General features: G+C 69.5%; 20 protein-coding genes. 2 read left to right on the top strand and 18 right to left on the bottom strand.

Annotated elements, in window-relative coordinates; genetic code table 11:
* Positions 1-8 precede the first annotated feature (8 nt).
* The 11 genes from rpsJ to ACU6RU_RS14735 all read right to left on the bottom strand — a co-directional run bounded on the left by rpsJ (position 9) and on the right by ACU6RU_RS14735 (position 11,001).
* Positions 9-317 (bottom strand): 30S ribosomal protein S10, encoded by a 309-nt coding sequence (rpsJ, locus tag ACU6RU_RS14785; RefSeq protein ID WP_017201594.1) that lies wholly within the window; start codon positions 315-317, stop codon positions 9-11.
* A 527-nt stretch (positions 318-844) separates the two neighbouring features.
* A complete protein-coding gene (locus ACU6RU_RS14780) occupies positions 845-1,801 on the bottom strand; it encodes a hypothetical protein (RefSeq protein WP_446726928.1) in 957 nt (318 codons plus the stop codon).
* A gap of 180 nt (positions 1,802-1,981) precedes the next feature.
* Positions 1,982-2,197, bottom strand: a complete 216-nt coding sequence (locus ACU6RU_RS14775) for an Rv0909 family putative TA system antitoxin (protein WP_120264232.1) — start codon at positions 2,195-2,197, stop codon at positions 1,982-1,984.
* A 129-nt stretch (positions 2,198-2,326) separates the two neighbouring features.
* Positions 2,327-3,520, bottom strand: coding sequence for an elongation factor Tu (tuf, locus tag ACU6RU_RS14770; RefSeq protein WP_023954029.1), 1,194 nt, complete (start codon positions 3,518-3,520; stop codon positions 2,327-2,329).
* Between the two features lie 144 nt (positions 3,521-3,664).
* Entirely contained in the window at positions 3,665-5,779 is a 2,115-nt protein-coding gene (gene fusA, locus ACU6RU_RS14765; protein ID WP_412936650.1) for an elongation factor G, read from the bottom strand.
* Between the two features lie 69 nt (positions 5,780-5,848).
* The gene (gene rpsG, locus ACU6RU_RS14760) at positions 5,849-6,319 is read right to left on the bottom strand and encodes a 30S ribosomal protein S7 (protein ID WP_023954027.1); all 471 of its coding nucleotides are present in this window, start codon (positions 6,317-6,319) and stop codon (positions 5,849-5,851) included.
* Between the two features lie 5 nt (positions 6,320-6,324).
* Positions 6,325-6,693, bottom strand: coding sequence for a 30S ribosomal protein S12 (rpsL, locus tag ACU6RU_RS14755; RefSeq protein ID WP_018187369.1), 369 nt, complete (start codon positions 6,691-6,693; stop codon positions 6,325-6,327).
* A gap of 261 nt (positions 6,694-6,954) precedes the next feature.
* Positions 6,955-8,679, bottom strand: coding sequence for a DUF5684 domain-containing protein (locus ACU6RU_RS14750; RefSeq protein ID WP_446726927.1), 1,725 nt, complete (start codon positions 8,677-8,679; stop codon positions 6,955-6,957).
* Between the two features lie 40 nt (positions 8,680-8,719).
* Positions 8,720-9,382 carry a spermidine/putrescine ABC transporter substrate-binding protein gene (locus ACU6RU_RS14745; RefSeq protein ID WP_446726926.1) on the bottom strand — a complete coding sequence of 221 codons (663 nt, stop codon included), beginning with the start codon at positions 9,380-9,382 and terminating at the stop codon, positions 8,720-8,722.
* A 45-nt stretch (positions 9,383-9,427) separates the two neighbouring features.
* Entirely contained in the window at positions 9,428-9,901 is a 474-nt protein-coding gene (locus ACU6RU_RS14740) for a hypothetical protein (protein ID WP_289330276.1), read from the bottom strand.
* On the bottom strand, positions 9,901-11,001 hold the full coding sequence (locus ACU6RU_RS14735) for an ABC transporter (protein WP_446726925.1): 1,101 nt from the start codon (positions 10,999-11,001) through the stop codon (positions 9,901-9,903). Before ACU6RU_RS14735 ends, ACU6RU_RS14740 begins: the two co-directional genes overlap by 1 nt.
* A gap of 129 nt (positions 11,002-11,130) precedes the next feature.
* Here ACU6RU_RS14735 and ACU6RU_RS14730 point away from each other — a divergent pair, with 129 nt between their 5' ends.
* Positions 11,131-11,778: a hypothetical protein gene (locus tag ACU6RU_RS14730; protein WP_120264510.1), complete on the top strand. Its 648-nt coding sequence runs from the start codon at positions 11,131-11,133 to the stop codon at positions 11,776-11,778.
* Here ACU6RU_RS14730 and ACU6RU_RS14725 read toward each other — a convergent pair whose 3' ends face one another.
* The 7 genes from ACU6RU_RS14725 to pxpA all read right to left on the bottom strand — a co-directional run bounded on the left by ACU6RU_RS14725 (position 11,779) and on the right by pxpA (position 24,087).
* Positions 11,779-12,363, bottom strand: coding sequence for a hypothetical protein (locus ACU6RU_RS14725; RefSeq protein WP_446726924.1), 585 nt, complete (start codon positions 12,361-12,363; stop codon positions 11,779-11,781).
* A 95-nt stretch (positions 12,364-12,458) separates the two neighbouring features.
* Complete coding sequence (locus ACU6RU_RS14720; protein WP_120264225.1) at positions 12,459-16,331, bottom strand: DNA-directed RNA polymerase subunit beta'; 3,873 nt, start codon at positions 16,329-16,331, stop codon at positions 12,459-12,461.
* Positions 16,332-16,372: 41 nt separating this feature from the next.
* Positions 16,373-19,867 carry a DNA-directed RNA polymerase subunit beta gene (gene rpoB / locus ACU6RU_RS14715; protein ID WP_120264224.1) on the bottom strand — a complete coding sequence of 1,165 codons (3,495 nt, stop codon included), beginning with the start codon at positions 19,865-19,867 and terminating at the stop codon, positions 16,373-16,375.
* A gap of 248 nt (positions 19,868-20,115) precedes the next feature.
* On the bottom strand, positions 20,116-20,721 hold the full coding sequence (locus ACU6RU_RS14710; protein ID WP_446726923.1) for a hypothetical protein: 606 nt from the start codon (positions 20,719-20,721) through the stop codon (positions 20,116-20,118).
* A 100-nt stretch (positions 20,722-20,821) separates the two neighbouring features.
* Positions 20,822-21,463: a hypothetical protein gene (locus tag ACU6RU_RS14705; RefSeq protein ID WP_289330279.1), complete on the bottom strand. Its 642-nt coding sequence runs from the start codon at positions 21,461-21,463 to the stop codon at positions 20,822-20,824.
* Positions 21,464-21,533: 70 nt separating this feature from the next.
* Complete coding sequence (locus tag ACU6RU_RS14700) at positions 21,534-23,267, bottom strand: carboxyltransferase domain-containing protein (RefSeq protein WP_446726922.1); 1,734 nt, start codon at positions 23,265-23,267, stop codon at positions 21,534-21,536.
* A 73-nt stretch (positions 23,268-23,340) separates the two neighbouring features.
* A complete protein-coding gene (pxpA, locus tag ACU6RU_RS14695) occupies positions 23,341-24,087 on the bottom strand; it encodes a 5-oxoprolinase subunit PxpA (RefSeq protein ID WP_289330281.1) in 747 nt (248 codons plus the stop codon).
* 465 nt (positions 24,088-24,552) lie between these two features.
* Here pxpA and ACU6RU_RS14690 point away from each other — a divergent pair, with 465 nt between their 5' ends.
* Positions 24,553-26,244 (top strand): ABC transporter ATP-binding protein, encoded by a 1,692-nt coding sequence (locus tag ACU6RU_RS14690; RefSeq protein ID WP_446726921.1) that lies wholly within the window; start codon positions 24,553-24,555, stop codon positions 26,242-26,244.
* Position 26,245: the final 1 nt, after the last annotated feature.

Genomic DNA, 26,245 nt, shown 5'->3' with positions numbered 1-26,245 from the left:
GTCGAACCTCAGAGCTTGATCTCGATGTTGACGTCGGCCGGGAGGTCGAGTCGCATGAGCGAGTCGACAGCCTTCGGCGTCGGGTCGACGATGTCGATCAGACGCTTGTGGGTGCGCATCTCGAAGTGCTCGCGGCTGTCCTTGTACTTGTGGGGCGACCGGATGACGCACACGACGTTCTTCTCGGTCGGCAGCGGCACGGGGCCGACGACAGTCGCGCCCGCACGGGTCACGGTGTCGACGATCTTGCGTGCCGAGGTGTCGATGACCTCGTGGTCGTACGACTTCAGGCGAATGCGGATCTTCTGTCCCGCCATTTGTCTGCTCACTCTCTTTATCGCGTCTTACGTCTCGCTGGTCGCGAGCGCATTGGACGCCCGGTGGCGCGGTCTGCGCCGGGCACTTCTCACCGCCGGGGCGGTGATGCTGCACCACTGTTCTGATGTCAAACCCGCGAGTCTCCCCGCGGTTCCGCACCGTGCGCGCAGGCGCGCATCCTGTCTCCAGGTCGGTGTGGGGTTCGATGTTCATCTGCCCGTGGCCTAGGACTCTGCGCTTCGCGCCGCCTATGCACTGTCGTGACAGTGATCCGGGATGCTGGGCACCCGTCGGAATGTGGAACCTGGATAGTCTACGTGCCGCCCGGGCGTGTCGCAAACCCGGGCGTGTCGCGATATCCGCGTGACGCCGGGCGCGGCCGCCGCGGGCCGCCGAACACGTACCGCCGCCGCGACCGCGCACCTTCTATGGTGCACCCTCGCGGCGATGGTGCGCGTTCGGCGGGATGGGTTGGGGGGGGTGGGTTGGGGAGTGGGTTGGGGGGGCGGGTTGGGGGGTGGGTGGGTCAGCGCAGGAGGGCGTGGGCGCGGAGGAATGCGGCGAACGTCGGGCGTGAGGCGAGTCGCTCCCACCCCCACCGGATCGGAGTCCAGCCGGTCGCCGCGACGATGCGACTCTCACGATCGCGTTGGGCTCGCAGCACGTCGCGGGGTGAGCGGCCCGCTGTGAACGCGGGATCGAGGTACTTGCCGTCGCCGTCGAACTCGCCGAACCTCCGCAGCCGGGGCCACGCGAAATCGAGGAACGCCCACCGCCCGCCGCCGAGAGCCACCGGATGCTGGAGCGTCGGCTCCGTGGCGCCGAGCTGCTGCATCCACAGCCGACTGATGCTCTCACCCGGCAGCTGCGCGCGGCCGTCGGCGATCGAGACCACGAAGCGCGCGCGACGGATGCCGCGGGCGCCGGGAGCCCGCTCGATGCGACCGGTCACGTCGGCGACCAGCGCCGCGGCGGCAGCCCGGTCGTAGACGCCCCGGCCCTGCCACGCCACCGCTCGCAGCGCCGCATCCATCGCCGCTGTCGCGGTCTCGGCCCTCTCGGCGCAGAGCACATCGAACAACGTGCGGGCGATGTTCGTCGCCTGCAGCGCATCGACGGACGTGATGTCGGAAGCGATGACCTCGTGCCGATGCCGCACGACGTCGCTGCGACTCGGAGCCGGCGCCGGGCCGAGCTCGAGAGTGTGCACGCGAGCGTCGTCGCCGCGGTGGACCGGCAGCCCATGCAGCGCGGCGGCTGTCGCGTGCGAGAAGACCGGCTCGCGAGTGGCGACCGCGGCGAAAGCGTGCGCTCGCAGCCGCATCCGCTCCTCCGGCCGTGCAGCCACCCACCGGGATGCCGCCACGTAGACCCCCCGCCGCACGCGCACGAGCTCTCCGTCGGCGACGGCACGATCGAGGGTGGACGCCTCGCCATGACGACGCGCATCGCGCCGGAGGATCAGGTCGTCGTGCTCGGTCACGCCCCCACGGTGCCCGCCCCCGCAGCCCCGCTCCTCCCCCGCCCGCGCTCCCCGCGCATAGCCCCGCGCCCTGCACCGCTGGGGAGGAACCCCCGCGGGAACGCGAAAACGCACCGTCGACGCGACCACGCACCATCTACGGTGCGCCCTCGCGGCGGCGGTGCGTTCTCGGCGCTTGGCCTACTGGTTGCCGATGTTTTTGTCGACGTTCTCGCGCACCTCGTCGATCTTCGCGTGCTGCTGCTCCGGCACGACCTTCTTCACGGCATCCGCCGCGCCCTGGAGGAACTTGTCGCTGACCTCTTCGGCCTTCTCGCTCTTGAGGGCCTCCTCGATCTTGTCGCGGTTCTGCTCGAACATCTGCTTGCCCTTGTTGATGATGTCGTCCACGCCCATGGCCCGGTCCTTTCGTCGAACGGTTGAAGCCATGACAGCGCGCCGCCGGGCCGGCGTCAACAGCTTGCGAAACGACGGAACCCCCCGGACCCGAAGGTCCGAGGGGTTCCGCGAAGGAAGTCGAGAGACTTACTTGATGATCTTGGTCACCGTGCCGGCGCCGACGGTGCGGCCACCCTCACGGATCGCGAAGCCGAGGCCCTCTTCCATGGCGATCGGCTGGATGAGCTCGACCGACATGTCGGTGGTGTCACCGGGCATGACCATCTCGGTGCCCTCGGGCAGCGAGATGACGCCGGTGACGTCCGTGGTGCGGAAGTAGAACTGCGGGCGGTAGTTCGTGTAGAAGGGGTTGTGACGGCCACCCTCCTCCTTCGAGAGGATGTAGGCAGTGCCCTCGAAGTTGGTGTGCGGGGTAACCGAACCCGGCTTCACGACGACCTGGCCACGCTCGACGTCGTCACGCTTGGTGCCGCGGAGGAGCAGACCACAGTTCTCGCCGGCCCAGGCCTCGTCGAGCTGCTTGTGGAACATCTCGATACCCGTGACCGTGGTCTTCTGCGTCGGGCGGATGCCGACGATCTCGACCTCGGAGTTGATGGCGAGGGTGCCACGCTCGGCGCGACCGGTGACGACGGTTCCACGACCGGTGATCGTGAAGACGTCCTCGACGGGCATGAGGAACGGCTTGTCCTTGTCACGCACCGGGTCGGGGATCGACTCGTCGACGGCGTCCATGAGCTCGACGATCGCGTTGACCCACTTCTCGTCGCCCTCGAGAGCCTTCAGGCCCGAGACGCGGACGACGGGAGCGTTGTCGCCGTCGAAGTCCTGCGACGACAGCAGCTCGCGAACCTCGAGCTCGACGAGCTCGAGGATCTCCTCGTCGTCGACCATGTCGGACTTGTTGAGCGCGACCAGCAGGTAGGGAACGCCGACCTGCTTGGCGAGCAGGACGTGCTCGCGGGTCTGAGCCATCGGGCCGTCGGTGGCGGCGACCACGAGGATCGCGCCGTCCATCTGAGCGGCACCGGTGATCATGTTCTTGATGTAGTCAGCGTGACCCGGGGCGTCGACGTGAGCGTAGTGACGCTTGGGGGTCTCGTACTCGACGTGCGAGATGTTGATCGTGATACCACGCTGACGCTCTTCGGGCGCCGAGTCGATGGACGCGAAGTCACGCTGCACGTTGGTGGCCGACGGGTACTTGTCAGCGAGCACCTTCGAGATCGCCGCGGTGAGCGTCGTCTTGCCGTGGTCGACGTGACCGATGGTTCCGATGTTGACGTGCGGCTTGGTCCGCTCGAACTTGGCCTTAGCCACTGGGTCCTCCTCAGGACTGTCGTTGTAGATCTCCGGGCGCTGGATTGCGACCGGTTCTCTACGGGGATGTTTTCACTCTAGTAGAGAGGTCGATATTCAGTTTGAGTGGATGCCGGGAGCGTGGGCCCCCGGCATCCCGAGGGCTTACTCGCCCTTGTTCTTCTGGACGATCTCGTCGGCCACCGCGCGGGGGACCTCGGAGTAGCTGTCGAACTCCATCGAGTAGACCGCGCGGCCCGAGGTCTTCGAGCGCAGGTCACCGATGTAGCCGAACATCTCCGACAGGGGGACGAGAGCGCGGACGATCTTGATGCCCGAGCCGTCCTCCATCGACTGGATCTGGCCACGACGGGAGTTCAGGTCGCCGATGACGTCGCCCATGTACTCCTCGGGCGTACGCACCTCGACGGCCATCAGGGGCTCGAGGATGACCGGGTTGGCCTTCCGCAGCGCCTCCTTGAAGCCCATCGAACCGGCGATCTTGAACGCCATCTCGGACGAGTCGACGTCGTGCGACGCGCCGTCGAGCAGGATCGCCTTGACACCCACGATGGGGTAGCCGGCGAGCACGCCGACGTTCATCGCGTCCTGGAAGCCCTGGTTGGTCGGCTCGATGTACTCGCGCGGGATGCGGCCACCGGTGACCTTGTTCTCGAACTCGTACGTCTTGTCGGCCGTGACCTCGAGGGGCTCGATCGCGAACTGGATCTTCGCGAACTGACCCGAACCACCGGTCTGCTTCTTGTGGGTGTAGTCGTGACGCTCGACGGCCTTCTTGATCGTCTCGCGGTACGCGACCTGCGGCTTGCCGACGTTCGCCTCGACGCGGAACTCGCGCTTCATGCGGTCGACGAGGATGTCGAGGTGCAGCTCGCCCATGCCCTTGATGACGGTCTGACCCGTCTCGGGGTTGAGCTCGGTGCGGAACGTCGGGTCCTCTTCGGCGAGCTTCTGGATGGCGACACCCAGCTTCTCCTGGTCGGCCTTGGTCTTCGGCTCGATCGCGACCTCGATGACGGGCTCGGGGAACGTCATCGACTCGAGGACGACGGGCTCCGCCGGGTCGGCCAGGGTGTCACCGGTCGTGGTGTCCTTCAGGCCGATGACGGCGTAGATGTTGCCCGCGGTGAGCGAGTCGACCGGGTTCTCCTTGTTGGCGTGCATCTGGAAGATCTTCCCGATGCGCTCCTTCTTGCCCTTGGTCGAGTTGATGACCTGCGCGCCCGAGTCGAGGTGACCCGAGTACACGCGGACGTAGGTGAGGCGACCGAAGAACGGGTGCACGGCGACCTTGAAGGCCAGCGCCGCGAACGGGTCGTTCGCGTCGGGGTGACGCTCGATGACCTTCTCTTCGTCCTTCGGGTCGTGCGCCTCAATGGCGGGCACGTCGAGGGGCGAGGGGAGGAAGTCGACGACCGCGTCGAGCATGGGCTGCACGCCGCGGTTCTTGAACGCCGAGCCGCAGAGCACGGGGTACAGCTCGCCTGCGACGGTGAGCTTGCGGATCGCGCCCTTGATCTCGGCGACGGTCAGCTCTTCGCCGCCGAAGAACTTCTCGAGCAGCGCGTCGTCGGACTCGGCGACGGTCTCGAGGAGGCGCTGACGGTACTCGGCGGCCTTGTCGGCGAGGTCGGCCGGGATCTCCTGGATCTCGTACTTCGCGCCCATGGTCACGTCACCCTTGGCGTCGCCGGGCCAGACCAGCGCGCGCATCTCGACGAGGTCGATGACGCCCACGAAGTCGTTCTCGGCGCCGATCGGGAGCTGCAGCACGAGCGGCTTGGCGCCCAGGCGGCTGACGATGGTGTCGACGGTGAAGTAGAAGTCGGCGCCCAGCTTGTCCATCTTGTTGACGAAGCAGATGCGCGGCACGTCGTACTTGTCGGCCTGACGCCAGACGGTCTCGGACTGGGGCTCGACGCCCTCCTTGCCGTCGAAGACCGCCACCGCGCCGTCGAGGACGCGCAGCGAACGCTCGACCTCGACCGTGAAGTCGACGTGGCCGGGGGTGTCGATGATGTTGATCTGGTTCTTGTTCCAGAAGCAGGTCACGGCGGCAGACGTGATCGTGATGCCGCGCTCCTTCTCCTGCTCCATCCAGTCGGTGGTCGAGGCGCCGTCGTGCGTCTCGCCGAGCTTGTGGTTGACGCCCGTGTAGAACAGGATGCGCTCGGTCGTCGTCGTCTTGCCGGCATCGATGTGCGCCATGATGCCGATATTGCGGACCTTGTTGAGGTCGGTGAGCACTTCTTGTGCCACGGGCTGTTCCTTACGTTTGGTCGGGAGCGCCGGCCGGGGAGGTTCCCCCGGCCGGCACCGAAAAGCTGTTTACCAGCGGTAGTGCGCGAAGGCGCGGTTCGACTCGGCCATCTTGTGGGTGTCTTCGCGGCGCTTGACCGCGGCACCGAGGCCGTTCGAGGCGTCGAGGATCTCGTTCTGCAGGCGCTCGGTCATCGTCTTCTCACGACGGCCCTTGGCGTACGAGACGAGCCAGCGCAGCGCGAGCGTGTTCGCGCGGTGCGGCTTGACCTCGACGGGCACCTGGTAGGTCGAGCCACCGACGCGGCGGCTCTTGACCTCGAGGGTCGGACGGACGTTGTCGAGCGCCTTCTTCAGCGTCGCGACGGCGTCCTGGCCGTTCTTGGCCTCGACACCCTTGAGGGCGGTGTAGACGATCGACTCGGCGATCGACTTCTTGCCGTCGACGAGGATCTTGTTGACGAGCTGCGTGACGATCGGAGCACCGTAGACCGGGTCGTTGACGACGACGCGGCGGGGTGCGGGTCCCTTACGAGGCATCTAACTCAACCCTTCTTCGCGCCGTAGCGGCTGCGAGCCTGCTTACGGTTCTTGACGGCCTGGGTGTCGAGCGCACCGCGGACGATCTTGTAACGGACACCGGGGAGGTCCTTCACACGACCACCGCGGACGAGCACGAGCGAGTGCTCCTGCAGGTTGTGGCCCTCGCCGGGGATGTAGGCGGTGACCTCGGTGCCGTTGCGGAGCTTGACACGTGCGACCTTGCGCATGGCCGAGTTCGGCTTCTTGGGCGTGGTCGTGTACACGCGGGTGCAGACACCCGCCTGCTGGGGGTTCGCCTTCAGAGCGGGCGCCTTGGTCTTGGTGACCTTCGGCGAGCGACCCTTGCGAACCAACTGCTGAATGGTTGGCACGTTCTCTCCTTGTAGTGCTGCACGGTGACAGCGTCGTGGTTTCACCACAGATCCACCGGCGCGTCACGAATGCTGCGTTTTCGAAGGGTGGATATGCCGTGGGGGCGTCCTGTTCGCAGGACGATCCCGATTCGCGTGCTCCGCCTCGACCTGACCATCGGACCGAGGCACGACGCAGGGCGCGCACGAGCGCACACCCGATCAATGATACGCCTCTGCGGCGAGGCGGGCAAACGCCGACGGATGCCGGTGGTATCGGTCTCAGGCTCCGGGCCGCTCGATACGCAGTTCTGCGTCGCCCAGGAGGAACCGCTCGCCCGCCGGAGCGTCGGATCCGGGCTCGAGCTCGATCTCGGTTCCGAGGAAGTTGGTGAGGACGACGCCGTTCGTCGAATGGAGGTCGGTGATGTGCCACAGCCCCGACCGCAGCTCCAGTCGCGCGTGCGTCTTGGACACCGTGCGCGTGCTGTCCTCGATGGCGACGAGCTGGGCACGGGGATATTCCGGGTCGGGCGCGGGCTGACGTCCGACGATGGCGACGTCGCCGGTCAGCGGCGCGATCTCGCCGTCGGGCAGCACCAGCTGCCAGTAGACCCGGCGGCGCGCCACGACGACGGTGTGGTCGATGTCGCCGTCGTCGGGCCCTTCTGCCCGGCGGAGCTGTGCGGGCACCGCCGCCTCCGCCGTCCGCGGTGCGCCGGCCGCGGGAGCGCTCGCGACAGCGGAGACCTCGTCGGACAGCTCGGGGAACTCATCGGGGGTCCGCGCGAATGCGCGGCGGGCGATCGGCGTGGCGGGAACGGCATCCCACGTCCGGCGTCCCGCGCCGAGACCGGAGGCGGCGTCGGGATCGGCGAACGAGGGCACCACCCCGGGGCGGTCGGATGCCGCGCGCGACGGGAACGGCGACGGCGAGATCGCCGAGACGTCGTCGATCTCCGACGGCCAGCGGGCGTCGTCCGAGCCGTCGTCGTCAGCGTCTGAGCTTTCCGACGCGACGTCGGCGGGCTCCGGGCGAGTCTCAGCCGCCGGCGCCGGCTCGCGGAGGATCGGCTCGCGCGCCTCCCGCGGTGCCGGCTCGGAGAACGCGGGCCTGCGGTCGGGCTGCGGCTCGTCGACCGGGGCGCCCTCGGTGGACGCGACCGGCGAATCGCGCTCGGCGGAAGCGGATGCCGCGGCCCGCGGCTCGACTGCCGGCGCGGGCTCCGACCCGGGCGCGAGCTGGGGCTCGCGCCCGGGCTCGGGCTCGGGCTCGGGCTCGACAGCAGCAGCATCGCCCGCGAACGGTACGACCGCGGCAGCCGGTGCGGTCGTAGGCGTCGAGAGGTCGGCGGCGGGCTCCGGAACGGCGGCGGGGGCGAAGGGCGACGGCGGCGCCCACGGCGAAGGTTGCAGGCCTGTCGGCGTCTCCTCGCGCTCGGCGACGGCTTCGCCACTGGCGGCCAGCGGCTCGGGGCTGAAGTGCCGCGCGGACAGCGTCGGGGTGGCGAGCGTCGGCGGCGCCGTGGGCTCCGGAGCGCGAGGCGACCGCATCTGCGGGTCGTCCTGCTCCGACTCGGACAGCGGCGGGGTGAAGACCCAGGGCGGCGGCGTGACCTCGGCGGTGCGCTCCTGGCGCCAACGGGCGGGCCCGAGTCCCAGGATGCTCGCCCACACGACGAAGAGCAGAGCGGCGAGCACCGTCATGCCGGGCCCGACGCCGAAGCCCCGTCCGATGCGGTTCGCGGAGATCACCAGCAGCACGTAGACCACGAGGGGACCGGCCACGGGGAAGAGGCCGATGAGCACGAGCCACGGGCTGAACTCGGCGATGCGCAGCACCACGGCGATGTTCAGCACGGGCACCCACCCCTGCCACGGCTCCTCGTCGGTCTTGCGGAACAGGCCGGCCAGCGCGAGCGCTGTCCAGACGTACAAGACCGCACCCAGCACCGTCGAGAGAACGACGAGGAGGATGAGGAGCGATTCGTTGGCGGAGGTGGTCATCGCATCCCACGATAGGGCCAGCGGCGCTCGACCACCGTCGTCACACCGCGCCGCCGCGATCGGGGCCCGGTTCGAAGGGAGCGTCGAGTGACCGGGTGAGCTCGGCGAGCATCGCCTCGATCTGCGGTTCCACATGCTGCGCCACGGCCGCCTGAACGCGGAGCCGGTGGTGCAGGAGCACCGCGCACACCTCGCGCCCGATCATGTTCGCGTAGTCGTCGGCGAGACCCACCTCTTGACGCAGGGCCGCCTTGGCCTCGCTGCTGAGCGGCGGGAGATCGGGCACCGCCTGGTCGGATTCCTGAGCCAGCCCCGAGATTGTGAAGAGGAACGGCGCTCCAGCCACCGGATCGGGGTCGAGCGGCAGACCTTCGAACTCGGGCTCGAGGCCCTCTGCCGGACGATAGCTGCGTGCCCGGTTGCGCGCGGCCTGCTGATCGAGCTCGGCCTGCAGCATCGGCAGGTTGCGCGAGGTGTACTCCGCGACGGCGGCATCCACGATGGACTTCATGCGCGTGGACAGACCGTGCTGCACCCCGTGGGGAACGTCGGCCCCGAGACCGACCGCCGACAGGACGGGCGAGCCGATGCACCGCCGACAGGGAGCGACCCGACCGCGGTGCGTTGCCGGCTGCCAGCGCGGCAGCCAACGCAGCCAGGCATCCACCGCCTGGCTGACCTGGGTCTCGAGCGACCGCTCCACGGGCCTATTGTCGCCGATCCGGGCCGATGACGCGGGGATTTCGCGTCATTCGTCCTCATCGCGTTCCCAGGCCCACCGCGGCGGCGTCGCCCGCGTGCGAACCAGGGCTACCGCCGACCACCCCGCTGTCGCCGCGGCGATGACGAGGAGCACGCCGAACCACGACACCGCGAAGCCGCCGGCCGCCGCGAGGGCGCGGGCCGCGTCGACCCCCACGAACAGGGCCGATCCGACGAGCCCGACGAGGTATCCCAACAGCGACACGACCCCCGTCAGGGCCGCGATCGCATACGACGGCCGTGCCGCGCGCAGCGTGCTGGCGAGGACCGCTGCGACCGCGACGACCGCACCGGCGAACCCGACAGCGCCGGGGACCGGTCCGAGGCCACGGACGGCGACGACATCCTGCCCCGTCGCGAGGCTCAGGATGCCGAGGCCGCAGATGGCGAGCGCCCCGAAGCCCACGACCGCGAAAGCGGTGGCGAGCCCGGGGCGCATTCCGCCGGAGGGGGTGGACATCAGTAGCGGTGCAGCTGCGGCCCCGCCTCGAGGGTGCGCTCGTACTCGCGCTGCGCCTCGGCGTTGATCTCGGTGACGCGGCGACCGCGGGCGGCGACCCAGGCGCCGAACCAGATCGTCAGCTCGCGACCGGCGACCAGAGCCACCAGCGCTAGGGGCGCGAATGCATGCTCGCCGACGATCGTGAGCGCCTGGCTGGGCGCGATCGTCCAGAACGGGGCCTGGAAGAGCTGTCCGGCGATGTGACCCGCGTAGGACGCGAGACCCACCAGCAGGCCGAGGAGGACCCAGAGACCCCACCGTCCGCGATTGATGAACGCGCCCAGGATCCAGAACGCCAGGAAGAACACCGCGACGGGTACCCAGAACCACCACGAGGTGGCGGCTGCCAGAGCCTGGTCGGCGATGTTGGCGGTCGTGACCTCACCGCGCACGGCATCGATCCCCAGCGCCGCACCCAGGTAGATCAGCGCGAAGGCGATGGCGGCCAGGAGACCGATGGCGCCGGCCGCACCGCGGTTGCCACGCGGGGTGGGCGCCTCGGGCGCCTGCACGAAGATGGGCTGCGGGCTCGGCGCGGCGGTCGCCGGGGTCTCGGCGACGGGCTCGCTCGCGCTCACCGTGCTCGCCCGATCGGCCTCGTCGGCACGGTAGGCGCGCGTCGCGGTATCGCTCGTGGCGGCTGCGCCGGCGGCGGCAGCGGTGCCGGAGGCAGCATCGGTGGTGGATGCCGCGGCATCCGGGTCTCCGGTGGTCGCGGTGTCCGCGTCGCGCGGGGAGTCCCACTCGCTGGGCGAGTTCCAGCTGTCGGAGGTCGCGGACGAGCCGACGGTGTCGGTGCGCTCGTCGTGCGAAGCGGCATCGATCCGGGCGGCATCCGCCGCAGCGGTCGTGCCGTCGGACGCGGGGCGCTCCGTGTCGTCAGCGGTCGCGGACCGCTCCGGGAGGTTGCCGGAGCCAGAGTATGCGGCGTCCCAGTCGTCGACCGAGACCGCACCGCGCGACGCCTCGGCGTCGGCGAGCCCTGCCCGGGCACTGCCCACGACGTCGTCCACCGGCTGCGGCTCGTCGACCGGCTCGCCGTACTTGGGGTCGCTCATGCGATGTGCTCCTCACGCGGTGGCCGGTGCCGCCGCAGAGGCGAGGATATCCCGGCGACGGGGGCGCGCCGCGCAGGCGTGCCGACGTGTCTGCGCACCCGTCCGCAGGTGCGGACGTATCGTCGTCCCATGACCTCGCGCGCCCTCCCCCGCCTCGCGCCCGCCGCGGTAGTCCTCGCGGTCGCGCTGCTCGCGGGCTGCGCGCCCGAACCCGGCACCGGCGCGGCCGCGACCCCGGGTGCGACCACGCCGGTCGACGCCGTCACCCCGACGCCCGCGATGACGGTATCGGCCGAGGCGGGCGGGCCGCCGCCGGCGGCATCCGGTTCGGTGGTGTCGACCACCGTGCTCCCCCGCGACTGCGCCGGCATCCTCGGCGCACCCGCCCGGACCGCGCTCGCATCCGTGCCGCTGAACGACCCGGCCTTCGGCGAGAGCGGACTCCGGGCCGACGGGTCGCTGCGCTGCGTCTGGGCTGACCCGGCCGCCGACACCGCCAAGATCGAGACGACCATCGGCTACGCCGAGCGCAATCCCGTGATCGACTTCTTCAACGAGCTCACCGGCATCGGCTTCACCTGCTACGAACCGGCCGGAGGCGTGCGCTGCGAGAAGACCTGGCAGAACGCGCGCTACCCCGTCACAGACGGACGGACGCTGTTCTTCCGCGACGGCGTGCTGATCGACACCCAGTTCTCGCACCTCGCGCCCGAGGGCTACACGACGGGCATCATCGCGTCGCTCTGGCCCGCCGGCGCCGCGACGCCCGCGCCCTGATCAGCGGGACGGGGCGAAGACCGCGTTGCCGACGCGGCTCGCGTACTGCTCGGGATGCCACACCGACTGAGACGTCGAGACCCAGTGCCCCTCTCCCGCCTCGATCGTCTCGACGAGGTCGCCGTCAGTGCGCGAGCAGAGCGTGCGCACGCCGCTCTCATCGCACGTGAAGCCCTGAGCGGGCAGCGCGGATGCCGCGATCGAACCGGCATCCGTTCCCACCGATCCGACCGTCGTCGAGATCGACCCGGCATCCGAGGTCCACGCGCACGTGAAACGGACCTCGGGAGCGAGCGCCTCGACGAGGGCTGCCGCGGTCGAGACGGGGGCGTCCTGCGTCTGCTCGAGCTCGGCGCCGGGCGAGTACTGGAGCGTCACCCACAGCGCCTCGGGGTACAGGTCACGGCACTGCTGCGGGCCGTCGGCGGCCGCGGCGGCGGCACCCTCGTCGGCGCCTGCGCCGAGCATCCCCATGCCCGTCGTGACGAGCGGGACGGTCAGGAACGCGAGCACCCCGATCACGCCGGCGCAGAAGACGCCGACGATCCAGGCGAAGACGACGTTCCGACCCCCGATGCGTGCCACCTCTCCACGCTAATCCGGAGGAGTGCGCTCACGCCGACCGACACGACGAAGGGCCCCGGGACATGCCCGGGGCCCTTCGCAGGATCAGCGATCGATCAGTTGTAGCTGGTGAAGTCGCCGTCGGTGGAGAAGCTGTCGAAGTCGACGTAGCTCAGGTCGGCGTCGCTGTACGCGCCGTCCGACGCGAAGATGCGGTTGGGGTACCGCTCGCTCTTCGCCTCCTCCGTCGCCTCGACGGCCACGTTGCGGTACTTCGCAAGGCCCGTTCCGGCGGGGATGAGCTTTCCGATGATGACGTTCTCCTTGAGGCCGACGAGCGGGTCGCTCTTGCCCTCCATGGCCGCCTGCGTCAGAACGCGGGTGGTCTCCTGGAACGACGCGGCCGAGAGCCACGACTCCGTCGCGAGCGACGCCTTCGTGATACCCATCAGCTCGGGGCGACCCGACGCGGGGCGCTTGCCCTCGCCGACCGTCTCGCGGTTGATCTGCTGGTACTTCTTGAAGTCGACCAGCTCACCCGGCAGCAGCGTGGTGTCGCCGTGGTCGACCACGGTGACCTTCCGCAGCATCTGACGGACGATGACCTCGATGTGCTTGTCGTGGATCGGCACACCCTGCGAGCGGTACACGCCCTGCACGCCGCCGACGAGGTACTTCTGCACCTCGCGGGCACCCTGCACGCGCATGATGTCCTTCGGGTCGAGCGTGCCGACCTGCAGCGGGTCGCCGACCTCGACGTGCTGGCCGTCCTCGACGAGGAGGGTCGCACGCTTCAGCACCGGGTAGACGAAGGGCTCGTCGCCGTTGTCGGGCGTGATGATGACCTTCTTGGCCTTCTCGGTCTCGTCGATCGTGATACGGCCGCTGGCCTCGGCGATCGGCGACGCACCCTTGGGGGTACGGGCCTCGAAGAGCTCCTGCACGCGGGGAAGACCCTGCGTGATGTCATCGGCCGATGCAGAACCACCGGTGTGGAAGGTACGCATCGTCAGCTGAGTACCGGGCTCACCGATCGACTGGGCGGCGATGATGCCGACCGCCTCGCCGATGTCGACGATCTTGCCGGTGGCCAGCGAACGGCCGTAGCACTTGGCGCAGACACCCACGGCCGAGTCGCAGGTCAGGACCGAGCGGACCTTGATGGAGGTCACCCCGCCCTCGACGAGCTTGTTGATCAGCACGTCGCCCACGTCGTCGCCGGCCGCGGCCAGCACCTCGCCCGAGGGCGAGACGGCGTCGGCGGCCAGGGTACGGGCGAACACCGAGTTCTCGACGTTGGCATCCTTGATGAGGGCGCCGTCGGCACCGGCTGCGGCGATCGGCAGCTCGAGACCCTTCGACGTGCCGCAGTCCTCCTCGCGGATGATGACGTCCTGCGAGACGTCGACCAGACGACGGGTCAGGTAACCTGAGTCGGCGGTACGCAGAGCGGTGTCGGCCAGACCCTTACGGGCACCGTGCGTCGCGGTGAAGTACTCCGCCACCGACAGCCCCTCGCGGTACGAGGAGATGATCGGACGCGGCATGATCTCACCCTTGGTGTTGTTGACCAGGCCTCGGATACCGGCGATGTTACGGATCTGCAGCCAGTTACCACGGGCGCCCGACGAGACCATGCGGTTGATGGTGTTCTCGGCGGGGAAGTTCGCCTTCATGGCGGCCTGGACCTCGTCGGTCGCCTCGGTCCAGATCTTGATCTGCTCCTGGCGACGCTCGGCGTCGGTCACGAGACCCTTCTCGAACTGGCCCTGGACCTTCGAGGCGAGCTTCTCGTACTTCGAGATGATCTCGGCCTTGTTCGGCGGCGTCAGGACGTCGCTGAGCGCCACGGTGACGCCCGAACGGGTCGCCCAGTGGAAGCCGGCGTCCTTGATCCGGTCGAGGGATGCCGCGACCTCGGTCTTGGGGTACTCCTCGGCCAGCTTGTTGACGATCTGCGACAGCTTGCCCTTGTCCGCCTGCTCGCGCACGAACGGGTAGCCCTTGGGCAGGGTGTCGTTGAAGATCGCCTGTCCGAGCGAAGCGTCGACCAGACCGTGACGCTCGTAGCCCTCGGGGGCGTCGCCCTCGAGGAACGCGAGGCCGGGGATGCGGATGCGGACCTTGGCCTGCAGGTCGAGGGTGCCCTCGTCCTTGGCCAGGATCGCCTCGCCGACCGAGCCGAACACGCGGCCCTCACCCTTGGCACCTTCGATGACCGTGGTCAGGTGGTGCAGACCGATGATCATGTCCTGCGAGGGCAGGGTGACCGGACGGCCGTCCGAGGGCTTGAGGATGTTGTTCGACGCGAGCATCAGGATGCGGGCCTCGGCCTGAGCCTCGACCGACAACGGCAGGTGGACGGCCATCTGGTCGCCGTCGAAGTCCGCGTTGAAGGCGGCGCAGACGAGCGGGTGCAGCTGGATGGCCTTGCCCTCGACGAGCTGGGGCTCGAAGGCCTGGATGCCCAGGCGGTGCAGGGTGGGTGCACGGTTGAGCAGCACGGGACGCTCGCGGATGATCTCCTCGAGCACGTCCCAGACCTCGGGACGCGTGCGCTCGACGGCGCGCTTGGCCGCCTTGATGTTCTGCGAGTGACCGAGGTCGATCAGGCGCTTGATGACGAACGGCTTGAAGAGCTCGAGGGCCATCTGCTTGGGCAGACCGCACTGGTGCAGCTTCAGCTGGGGTCCGACGATGATGACCGAACGGCCCGAGTAGTCGACGCGCTTTCCGAGCAGGTTCTGACGGAAACGTCCCTGCTTGCCCTTGAGCATGTCGGACAGCGACTTCAGCGCACGGTTGCCGGTTCCGGTGACGGGGCGACCGCGTCGACCGTTGTCGAACAGGGCGTCGACGGCCTCCTGCAGCATCCGCTTCTCGTTGTTCACGATGATCTCGGGAGCCCCGAGGTCGATCAGACGACGCAGACGGTTGTTGCGGTTGATGACACGGCGGTACAGGTCGTTGAGGTCGGAGGTCGCGAAGCGGCCACCGTCGAGCTGGACCATCGGACGCAGCTCCGGCGGGATGACCGGGACGACGTCGAGCACCATCGAGGCCGGCGACATGCCGGTCTGCAGGAACGAGTTGACGACCTTCAGGCGCTTGATCGCACGGATCTTGCGCTGGCCCTTGCCCTCGGAGATCTGCAGGTGCAGCGACTCGGCCTCGGCGGCCAGGTCGAACGCCGCGAGGCGACGCTGGATGCCCTCGGCACCCATGTAGGCCTCGAAGTACTGGCCGAAGCGGTCCTGCAGCTCGTGGAAGACGTCGTCCTCCTGCTTGAGCTGGCCGACCTCGAGGGAGCGGAACTCCTCCCACACCCGCTCGAGGCGCGAGATCTGCTCGTCGAAGTTCTTGCGGACGGTCGCCATGTCCTTCTCGGCGGAGTCCTTGGCCTTCTTCTTCTGGTCGGCCTTGGCACCGTCGGCCTCGAGGGTCGCGAGTTCCTCCTCCAGCTTCGCCAGACGCGTCGCCACGCGGGCGTCGCGGCGGTCGCCGAGGTTCTTGATCTCGAGGCGCAGGTTGTTCTCGTGCGTGGGGAGGTCGCGGTGACGCGCATCCTCATCGACCGAGATGACCATGTACGCGGCGAAGTAGATGACCTTCTCGAGGTCCTTCGGCGCCATGTCGAGCAGGTACCCGAGGCGCGAGGGCACGCCCTTGAAGTACCAGATGTGGGTCACGGGAGCGGCGAGCTCGATGTGGCCCATGCGCTCACGGCGGACCGAGGACTTGGTGACCTCGACGCCGCAGCGCTCGCAGACGATTCCCTTGAAGCGGACGCGCTTGTACTTTCCGCAGGCGCACTCCCAGTCGCGGGAGGGGCCGAAGATCTGCTCGCCGAAGAGGCCGTCCTTCTCGGGCTTGAGCGTGCGGTAGTTGATGGTTTCGGGCTTCTTGACCTCGCCGAAGGACCAACGACGGATGTCGTCAGCAGTGGCCAGGCCGATGCGAAGCTGATCGAAGGTGTGTGACTCGAGCACTGATTCTCCTGTGTCGGAATTCTGTTCGTTGCCTGGCCGGATCAGATCTCGTCGATCGACGAGGACTCGAAGCGGCTGGAGATGTTGATGCCGAGCTCTTCCGCTGCGCGGAAGGCTTCGTCATCGGTGTCGCGGAGGTTGACCTCGGTGCCGTCGGCCGAGAGGACCTCGACGTTCAGGCAGAGCGACTGCATCTCCTTCATGAGCACCTTGAACGACTCGGGGATGCCGGGCTCCTGGATGTTCTCGCCCTTGACGATGGCCTCGTAGACCTTCACGCGGCCGACGATGTCGTCGGACTTGATCGTCAGGAGCTCCTGGAGGGCGTACGCGGCGCCGTAGGCCTCGAGGGCCCACACCTCCATCTCACCGAAGCGCTGGCCACCAAACTGCGCCTTACCACCGAGCGGCTGCTGGGTGATCATCGAGTACGGGCCCGTCGAGCGCGCGTGGATCTTGTCGTCGACGAGGTGGTGGAGCTTCAGGATGTACATGTAGCCGACCGAGATCGGAGCCGGGAACGGCTCGCCGGAGCGACCGTCGAACAGCTTCGTCTTGCCCGACGAGTCGATGAGACGCTCGCCGTCGCGGGTGAGGTTCGTCGAGTCGAGCAGACCCGCGATCTCCGACTCGAACGCACCGTCGAACACGGGCGTCGCGACCTTGGTGCCGGGAGCGGCCTCGCGTGCGACCTCGGGCAGGCGCTCGGCCCACTCGGGGTTGCCCTCGACCTTCCAGCCCTGCGCGGCGATCCAGCCGAGGTGCAGCTCGAGGACCTGGCCGAAGTTCATTCGACCCGGGATGCCGAGCGGGTTCAGGACGACGTCGACGGGCGTGCCGTCGGCGAGGAAGGGCATGTCCTCGACGGGGAGGATCTTCGCGATGACACCCTTGTTGCCGTGGCGGCCGGCGAGCTTGTCACCCTCGGTGATCTTGCGCTTCTGGGCGATGTAGACCACGACGCGGCGGTTGACGCCCGAGCCGAGCTCGTCGTCGCCGTCCTCGGCGTTGAACTCCTTGACCGCGATGATGGTTCCCTGCTCACCGTGGGGCACCTTCAGCGACGTGTCGCGGACCTCGCGGCTCTTCTCGTTGAAGATCGCGCGGAGCAGACGCTCCTCGGCCGACAGCTCGGTCTCACCCTTGGGCGTGACCTTGCCGACGAGGATGTCGCCGGGACGCACCTCGGCGCCGATGCGGATGATGCCGCGCTCGTCGAGGTCCTTCAGCAGGTCGGGCGCGACGTTCGGGAGGTCACGGGTGATCTCCTCCTTGCCGAGCTTGGTGTCGCGCGCGTCGACCTCGTACTCCTCGATGTGGATCGAGGAGAGCGTGTCGTTCTTCACGAGCTCCTGGCTGAGGATGATCGCGTCCTCGAAGTTGTGGCCCTCCCACGTCATGAAGGCGACGAGGAGGTTCTTGCCGAGCGCGAGCTCGCCGTTCTCGGTGGCGGGACCGTCGGCGATGACCTCGCCGACCTCGACGCGCTCACCGGCCGAGACCACGACGCGCTGGTTGTACGACGTGCCCTGGTTCGAACGGTCGAACTTGCGGAGGAAGTAGTCCTGCGTGCCGCCCTCGTCGAGCTGCACCGTGACGACGTCGGCCGAGACCTCGGAGACGACACCGGCCTTCTGCGCGGTGATGACGTCACCGGCGTCGATCGCGGCGTAGCCCTCCATACCCGTTCCGACCAGCGGCGAGTCGCTGCGCAGCAGCGGCACGGCCTGACGCTGCATGTTCGCACCCATGAGGGCGCGGTTCGCGTCGTCGTGCTCGAGGAAGGGGATGAGCGAGGTCGCCACCGACACCATCTGGCGCGGCGAGACGTCCATGTAGCCGATCTCCTCGTTCGGGAAGAGGTCGACCTCGCCGCCCTTGCCGCGGCGGGCGAGGACGCGGTCGGCCACGAACGAGCCGTCCTTGTTCAGCTCGACACCGGCCTGCGCCACGACGTAGTCGTTCTCTTCGCTGGCGGTGAGGTAGTCGATCTCGTCGGTGACCTTGCCGTCGACGACGCGACGGTACGGGGTCTCGATGAAGCCGAACGCGTTGATGCGCGCGAACGAGGCGAGCGAACCGATCAGACCGATGTTCGGGCCTTCGGGCGTCTCGATCGGGCACATGCGGCCGTAGTGCGACGGGTGGACGTCGCGAACCTCGACGCCGGCGCGCTCACGCGACAGACCGCCGGGGCCCAGCGCCGAGAGGCGACGCTTGTGGGTCAGACCCGCGAGCGGGTTGTTCTGGTCCATGAACTGCGACAGCTGCGAGGTTCCGAAGAACTCCTTGATCGCGGCGACGACGGGGCGCACGTTGATCAGGGTCTGCGGCGTGATCGCCTCGATGTCCTGCGTGGTCATGCGCTCGCGAACGACGCGCTCCATGCGCGACAGACCGGTGCGGACCTGGTTCTGGATGAGCTCGCCGACGGCGCGGATACGACGGTTGCCGAAGTTGTCGATGTCGTCGGTGTCGAGGCGGATCTCGGCGGGCTTGCCGTCGCGGATGCCGTCGAACGTGGTGTCGCCGCGGTGGAGACGGACCAGGTACTTGATGGTCGCGACGATGTCGGCGACGGTGAGCACCGACTCCTCGATCGGGGTGTCGAGACCCAGCTTCTGGTTGATCTTGTAGCGACCGACCTTGGCGAGGTCGTAGCGCTTGGCGTTGAAGTAGAAGTTGTCGAGGAGCGCGCGCGCTGCCTCGGCGGCGACCTGCTCGCCCGGACGGAGCTTGCGGTAGATGTCGCGGAGCGCGTCCTCCTTGGTGAGGATCGTGTCCTTCGCGAGGGTCTCCTCGATCGAGTCGTACCCGGCGAACTCGGCCATGATGTCTTCGCTGGTCAGGCCGAGGGCCTTGAGGAAGACGGTGACCGACTGCTTGCGCTTGCGGTCGATGCGGACGCCGACCTGGTCGCGCTTGTCGATCTCGAACTCGAGCCATGCGCCGCGCGAGGGGATGACGCGTGCCGAGACGATGTCCTTGTCGGAGGTCTTGTCGGGCGTCTTGTCGAAGTAGACACCGGGCGAACGGACGAGCTGCGACACGACGACGCGCTCGGTGCCGTTGATGATGAAGGTGCCCTTGCCGGTCTGGAGCGGGAAGTCGCCCATGAAGACCGTCTGGGTCTTGATCTCACCGGTGAGGTGGTTCATGAACTCGGCCTCGACGTAGAGGGGCGCCGCGTAGGTCTTGCCGCGCTCCTTGCACTCCTCGATGGAGTACTTCTCGGGCTCGAGGTAGGGGTTGGTGAACGACAGCTGCATCGTCTCGCCGAGGTCCTCGATGGGCGAGATCTCCTCGAAGATCTCCTCGAGGCCGCTCTGGAGGGCGACGTCGGTGCGACCGGCGGCCTGCGCCTCGGCGAGGCGGGCCTTCCAGGCGTCGTTGCCGACGAGCCAGTCGAAAGACTCCGTCTGCAGCGCCAGCAGGTCGGGGACCGTCAGCTTGTCGGAGATCTTCGCGAACGAGAGGCGGGAAGCGCCGCGACCGTTCTTGGGGGTGGTGGTGGATGCGTTGCTCGCAGCAGCCAAGGGGATTACCTCCGTGGCCCGGGTGGGGCCGGTTCCTTGTCGTCAGGTGGAGTGCTCCCGGTCCGAGCTCGCGCGTCTCACGCCGTCGGACGGGCGGAATCGCGCAGAGCACAAGCCGACCACCATATGAGGGCAAGGGGGACGGGAGCGCAACTACCAACTATAGGCGGCGCGACGCGCCATGTCCAGCACAATCCTTGACGACCCCCGGATGCTGCGGTATAAATGCGCGCCACCCGGGACGATGGTCACTCCCAGGCCCAGCTGGACAGCACGATCTCGGCCAGTCGACGGCGGTCTTCCTCGGCGGTGTCGGCGGGCGAGGCGATGGTGATGACGAACGTCTGCTCGTCGCGCGTGGCGTAGTACTGATCGATGAGGGTCGGGGCGCCGTCCTGCTCGAGGGTCGCGACCAGATGCGCCGATTCGCTGCCGGCGATGTCGACGCGGTCCTCCAACGACACGTCGGTGGCACCCACCGCCTCGAGGCTCGCGGCGCCGTCGGCTTCGACGTCACCGGGGGTGATGACGCCAGGTGAGACGACGACCGTGATGTATCGGCCCTCGGCGTCGGCGGACTCCGAGACGAAGACGTCGACCTGCCCTCCCGTCGGGTCCTGGTCGGGCACGGCCCACCCGCGGGGCACGGTGAAGCTGTACCCGCTCCCCCGCACCGTCTCGCCGGGCTCGTCTTCGACCGATGAGGTCGCGGTGGGTACCGGTGTCGCGGGCGCCGAGCTGACCGGCGACGAACCGTCGGGTCGGTCAGCCCCCGGCTGCGCATCGCACGCCGCGAGCAGCAGCGTCGCCGACACGAGGGCGACGGCCATCGGGGCGATCCGGGAGCGCGTCATGCCTCACACGCTAGGCGAATCGGCAGCGCGAACACTCCCCTTGACACGAGAGCACGCCGCCCGCTGCAGAAGCGGGCGGCGTGCTGCCGAGGTGCGAGGATCAGGCCCACGCCCACGAAGCGAGGACCGAGTCGTAGACGGCCGCACGGTCGGCTTCCGAGACCTCGGGGCTGAACGAGAAGGTCACGACGTAGGTGCGGTCGCCGTCGGACGCGTAGAACTGGTCGACGTTGTACGTCGCGCCCTGCTGCGTGACCGACGCGGTGATGTGCGCGGACTCGCCGCCGGCGATCACCGTGCGGGGCGCGACGGCGACGTCGGTCGCGCCGGCCTGGGTCTCCAGCTGCTCGACGCCGTCCTTCTCGATCTGCTCCGGCGTCACGGTCTGACCCTCCGGCGAGAGGACGACGTTGACATTGTCGGCGAAGGCGGCCGTGGGGTCGGACAGATCGGCGACGAAGACGTCGAGCCTCTCGGTACCCGGCACCGCCTGCTCGGGGACTGCCCAGCCCTCCGGCACGGAGAAGCTGTAGCCCGTTCCGGTGATGGTCTCGCCCGACGCGGGCGCGACATCCGGGGCGCTCGCGGCGGGAGCGGACGACGAAGTCGAGGACGAGGGTGCGGGCGACGCGCCGGCGTCCCCCGACGCGGCGGTGTCGTCCGCCTGCCCGCCGCAACCGGCGAGGAGGAGCGCCGCGGAGACGAGCAGCGCGGCCGATGTGGTGGTCTTGGTGCGGATCATGGTCTCGACGCTAGGCGAACCGGCCCGAGTCCACCGGCTCTTGACAGGGGGAGTTCTCCCCCTTGACGGATCAGCGATCGTCGGCGGGGCCCTCGCCCCGCATCGTCGGGCGCAGTCGCACACGGTCTCCCGGACGGGCCTGTGCGAGACGAGCCAGACCGGCCGGTGTCACGACGCCCACGACGGGGTATCCGCCGGTCACCGGGGCATCCACACCGAACACGACCGGATGCCCCGCGGGCGGGACCTGGATCGCCCCCGGCACCATCCCCTCGCTGGGCAGCTCGTCGTCGCGCCGCCGGTCGAGACGCGCGCCCTCGAGGCGGATGCCCACCCGGTCCGCCGCCGCGGACACGATCCAGGTCTCGCCTGCGAGGCGGCGCCGAGACTCCGACGTGAGCCAGTCCGACCGCGGACCGGGCATGACGGGGATGTCGAGCGGAACCGCATCCGTTCCGGCGGGCGGCGGCCCCCACGGATGCAGCGGCAGAACGGGAACCGGCCCGGCGACGTCGTCGCCGACGGGAACGACATCCCCCTCTCGCAGCGGCGCCGGCCCGAGCCCGGCCAGCGTGTCGGTCGATCGCGAGCCCGCGACCGGCGCGACGTCCCACCCTCCGCGAACGGCGAGGTAGGCGCGGGAACCGGCGAGGAAACCGTCGAGCCTCAGCTCCGCTCCCGTCGGCCATCGGTGCACGACGAACGGGTCGCCCACGCGTCCGTCGATCACGACCGGCGCCCACGCTCCCGTCACGACCACGGTCAGATCGCGCTCCGCCACCGCTCGCAGCCCGCCGACGGCGACCTCGATGGCGGCGGCCCCCTCGCGGTTGCCCAGCAGCCGGTTCGCGAGCGCCCATGCGGCGGGGTCGGCGGCGCCTGCCGCGCCGATGCCGTCCGCAGCCCGTCCCGGACGGCCGCCATCCTGGAACGTGCTCTGCAGGCCCGGCGCGATGACGCGGACGCCGCGCGGAGCCGCGGGTGCTGTGCGTCCCGGCGGTTCTGGCACCGTCGCCGTTGCTGGTCCCTTCGCCGGCTCCGTCGCCGGAGGCCGGGCGGGGGCCGGCGGGGCCGCGGGGGCCGGGAACAGCCGCGTCACCACGTCGAGAGTCGGCCGCGTCGCGGCATCCGGAGTCGGCGAATCGGACTGCGCCGCATCCGAACCCGCGGCATCCGAACTCGCGACGCGGCTGCGCATCGGGTCGAAGCGCACGGCCGTGCCCGGGACGAGGAGTGCGGGGCGATCGGCATCCGCGTTGAACAGCGGCGCGTCCGTCGTGCCGATGAGCTGCCATCCGCCCGGCGTCTCGCGCGGATACGCTCCTGAGAACACACCGGCCAGACCGACCGAGCCGGCGGCGACGCGCGTGCGCGGCGACGGCCGACGCGGGATGTCGAGATCCCAGCCCGCGCCGACCAGATAGCCGAACCCGGGGGCGAAGCCCGTGAATGCGACCGTCCAGTCGGTCCCGGCATGGCGGGCGGCGAGCGCCTCGGTGCTGGATCCGAGCAGCGCGGCGAGATCGGCGAGGTCGGCCCCGTCGTAGCGGATCGGCAACGTCACGGACGCGGAGGCGGATGCCGGCGGCGCCGCCGACGTCACAGCCGACGAGACCCAGGCCCGGACCGCCGCCGGGCGCAGTACGGCCGGATCGACACGGACGAGAACCGTCGCGGCCGCGGGCACGATGTCGACCACCCCCGGCGGCGGCGCGGCCGTCAGCCGCGCGTGCAGCGCCATCGCCGCCGCCAGATCCGACACCTCGACGAGCACCGCGTCGTGGCCCATCGGCAGCATCCTCATCGCGGCATCCTCGATCCGGCGCCGTGTCGGGGACCTCGCCCCGGCAGGCAGGATGGCGGCTCGGACACGACCGTCACCACGGCGAGCGCACCACGATCCCGGCGGCGTCGAGCGCTGACCTCACCGCGCGAGCCATCGCAACGGCACCGGGGGAATCGCCGTGCACGCACAGTGACGCCGCCTCGCTGCGCACGACCTCTCCCGAGACCGCGACGACTTCCCCCTGCGTCGCCAAGCGGAGCGCACGTTCGGCGACGACGTCCGGATCGTCGAGCAGCGCGCCGGGAGCTCCGCGCGGCACGAGCGAGCCGTCGGCGCGATAGCCGCGGTCGAGGAAGGCCTCGAGATGGAACGGCAGCCCCGCATCCGACGCCGCCGACACGATCGCACCCCCGAGCCCCAGCAGCGGAACCGCGCGGCCGAGCTGTACCGACAGATCCGCGACCGCCGCGGCGACGGCTCGCGCGGTCGCCGCATCCTCGCTCGCCGCGTGGTAGAGCGCCCCGTGCGGCTTGACGTACCGCACGTCGGCACCGGCGGCGGCGAGGGCGTGCAACTGACCGAGCACCTGCGCGCGCAGCAGATCGGGCTCGACCGCGACCCGGACCCGCCCGAAACCCGCCCGGTCGAGATAGGAGGGGTGGGCACCGACCGCGACCCGGGCGGCGGCGGCCCCGGCCACGGCGGTGCGCATCGACGAGGCGTCGCCCGCGTGACCGCCGCAGGCGATCGACGCGCTCGACACGAGGGCGAACATCGCGGTGTCGTCGGCCGTCGGGACGCCGTCGACCGTCTCGCCCAGGTCCGCGTTGAGGTCCATGGGTCAACGCTAGCCCGCGGCCCGGGCGGGCACCGCGGCTCGCCGTGCCGTGCCGTGCCCGTGCCGCGCCGTGCCCGTGCCGTGCCCGTGCCCGTGCCGCGCACAGGCTGACCGACGCCCGAACCCGGCTCGAGGCCCGCTCCGGTACACCCAACCTGATCGCGGCACGCCCGCCGCAGGCCCGCCGGGCCTGCACCCGTCACGACGGCTGTGCCGTTAACAGGCTGAACAGCCGCACCGCCCCCGCGAACGGCGTCCCCGCGGCAGCCAGCCTGTCCGCGGCACGAGCGCGCGGTCCGCGGCACGAGCGCCCTGTCCGCGGCACGAGCGCCCGGTCCGCGGCACGAGCGCCCGGTCCGCGGCACGAGAGCGCCCGGTCCGCGAGACGACGGGCCAGCGTTACGTCGATGTAACGGGTGGGCCCGACACGGTGCGCTCGGGGCCGCGGGCGGGCAGGATGGGCCAATGGCAGACTCCTCCACTCCCCTGCTGCGGGTGAGCGACATGGCCGTCGACTTCCGCACGCTCGAGGGCCCGGTGCACGCGGTCGAGGGCGTCGACCTCGAGATCTCGGCGGGTGAGACCGTCGCGATCGTGGGCGAGTCCGGCTCGGGAAAGTCGACGACGGCGATGGCCGTGATCGGACTCCTCCCGGGCAACGGGCGCGTCGTGCGCGGCAGCATCCGCCTCGACGGCGAGGAGCTCGTGGGCGCGCCCGAGAGCACGCTTCGCCGCATCCGCGGCGGGTCGATCGGACTCGTGCCGCAGGACCCGATGTCCAACCTCAACCCGGTCTCGAAGATCGGCACCCAGGTCGCCGAGACGCTGCTCGCTCACGGCCTCGCCACGTCGAAGGACGTCGACGCCAAGGTCATCGAGACCCTCGCCGCGGCCGGGCTGCCGGATGCCGCCGAGCGCGCCAAGCAGTACCCGCACGAGTTCTCGGGCGGGATGCGGCAGCGCGCGCTCATCGCGATCGGGCTGGCCTGCAACCCGCGGCTGCTCATCGCCGACGAGCCCACGAGCGCCCTCGACGTCACGGTGCAGAAGACGATCCTCGATCAGCTCGGGCGGATGACGGGTGAGCTGGGCACCTCCGTCCTGCTCATCACCCACGACCTCGGCCTCGCCGCGGAGCGCGCCGCGCGCGTCGTCGTGATGCATCGCGGCCGGATCGTCGAGCAGGGTCCGGCCCGCCAGATCCTCGAGGATCCGCAGCAGCCCTACACGCAGGCCCTGGTGAAGGCGGCACCGTCGGTCGCGGCGGTGCGCCTGCGGCCGGAGGCCTACCGCGCGACGCCCCCACCGGCTGCCGTCACCGACCCCGCGGCATCCGGAGCATCGGCCCCGGCGGACACAGCAGCACGCCGCGATCACATCGTCGAGATCGAGAACCTCACGAAGCTCTACAAGATCCGCGGTCGCAAGGATGACTTCGCCGCGGTCAGCGACGTCTCACTCGCCATCCCGCGCGGTGAGACGGTTGCCATCGTCGGCGAATCCGGGTCGGGCAAGACGACGACGGCGCGGATGCTGCTGAAGGTGATCGAGCCGACATCGGGAACGATCCGTTTCGAGGGGCAGGATGTCGCGGGCCTGAAGGGCCCGCAGCTGCGCGAGTTCCGGCAGAAGGTGCAGCCGATCTTCCAGGACCCGTACTCGTCGCTGAACCCCATGTTCACGATCGAGCGGATCGTCGCCGAGCCACTGGAGTTCTACAAGCGCGGCACCGCGAGAGACCGCGCCGCGCGCGTGCGGAAGCTGCTCGACGACGTCGCCCTGCCGCAGACGATGCTGCGCCGATACCCCTCCGAGCTCTCGGGCGGGCAGCGTCAGCGCGTCGCGATCGCACGCGCCCTCGCGCTGAACCCCGAGCTGATCGTGTGCGACGAGCCGGTGTCGGCCCTCGACGTCCTCGTGCAGGACCAGATCCTCACGCTGCTGCGCGACCTGCAGGGCGAGTACGGGTTGAGCTACCTCTTCATCTCTCACGACCTCGCCGTCGTGCGTCTGATCTCGGACTACGTCTGCGTCATGAAGGACGGCGCCCTCGTCGAGGCCGCCTCGAGCGAAGAGATCTTCACCAATCCGCGCGACCCCTACACGCGGCGGCTGCTGTCGTCGATCCCGGGCAACGAGCTCGACATCGCCTCCTGAG

The sequence above is a fragment of the Microbacterium sp. F1-18 genome, from assembly GCF_052921305.1.
The sequence above is the reverse complement of the archived record's forward strand: the minus strand, read 5'-3'. Positions and strand labels throughout refer to the sequence as shown.

Coding starts and splice junctions, on each gene's coding strand:
- rpsJ (WP_017201594.1), bottom strand. CDS start 317: ATGGCGGGACAGAAGATCCGCATTCGCCTGAAGTCGTACGACCACGAG.
- ACU6RU_RS14775 (WP_120264232.1), bottom strand. CDS start 2,197: ATGGGCGTGGACGACATCATCAACAAGGGCAAGCAGATGTTCGAGCAG.
- rpsG (WP_023954027.1), bottom strand. CDS start 6,319: ATGCCTCGTAAGGGACCCGCACCCCGCCGCGTCGTCGTCAACGACCCG.
- ACU6RU_RS14750 (WP_446726927.1), bottom strand. CDS start 8,679: ATGACCACCTCCGCCAACGAATCGCTCCTCATCCTCCTCGTCGTTCTC.
- ACU6RU_RS14740 (WP_289330276.1), bottom strand. CDS start 9,901: ATGTCCACCCCCTCCGGCGGAATGCGCCCCGGGCTCGCCACCGCTTTC.
- ACU6RU_RS14735 (WP_446726925.1), bottom strand. CDS start 11,001: ATGAGCGACCCCAAGTACGGCGAGCCGGTCGACGAGCCGCAGCCGGTG.
- ACU6RU_RS14730 (WP_120264510.1), top strand. CDS start 11,131: ATGACCTCGCGCGCCCTCCCCCGCCTCGCGCCCGCCGCGGTAGTCCTC.
- ACU6RU_RS14710 (WP_446726923.1), bottom strand. CDS start 20,721: ATGACGCGCTCCCGGATCGCCCCGATGGCCGTCGCCCTCGTGTCGGCG.
- ACU6RU_RS14705 (WP_289330279.1), bottom strand. CDS start 21,463: ATGATCCGCACCAAGACCACCACATCGGCCGCGCTGCTCGTCTCCGCG.
- ACU6RU_RS14700 (WP_446726922.1), bottom strand. CDS start 23,267: ATGAGGATGCTGCCGATGGGCCACGACGCGGTGCTCGTCGAGGTGTCG.
- pxpA (WP_289330281.1), bottom strand. CDS start 24,087: ATGGACCTCAACGCGGACCTGGGCGAGACGGTCGACGGCGTCCCGACG.
- ACU6RU_RS14690 (WP_446726921.1), top strand. CDS start 24,553: ATGGCAGACTCCTCCACTCCCCTGCTGCGGGTGAGCGACATGGCCGTC.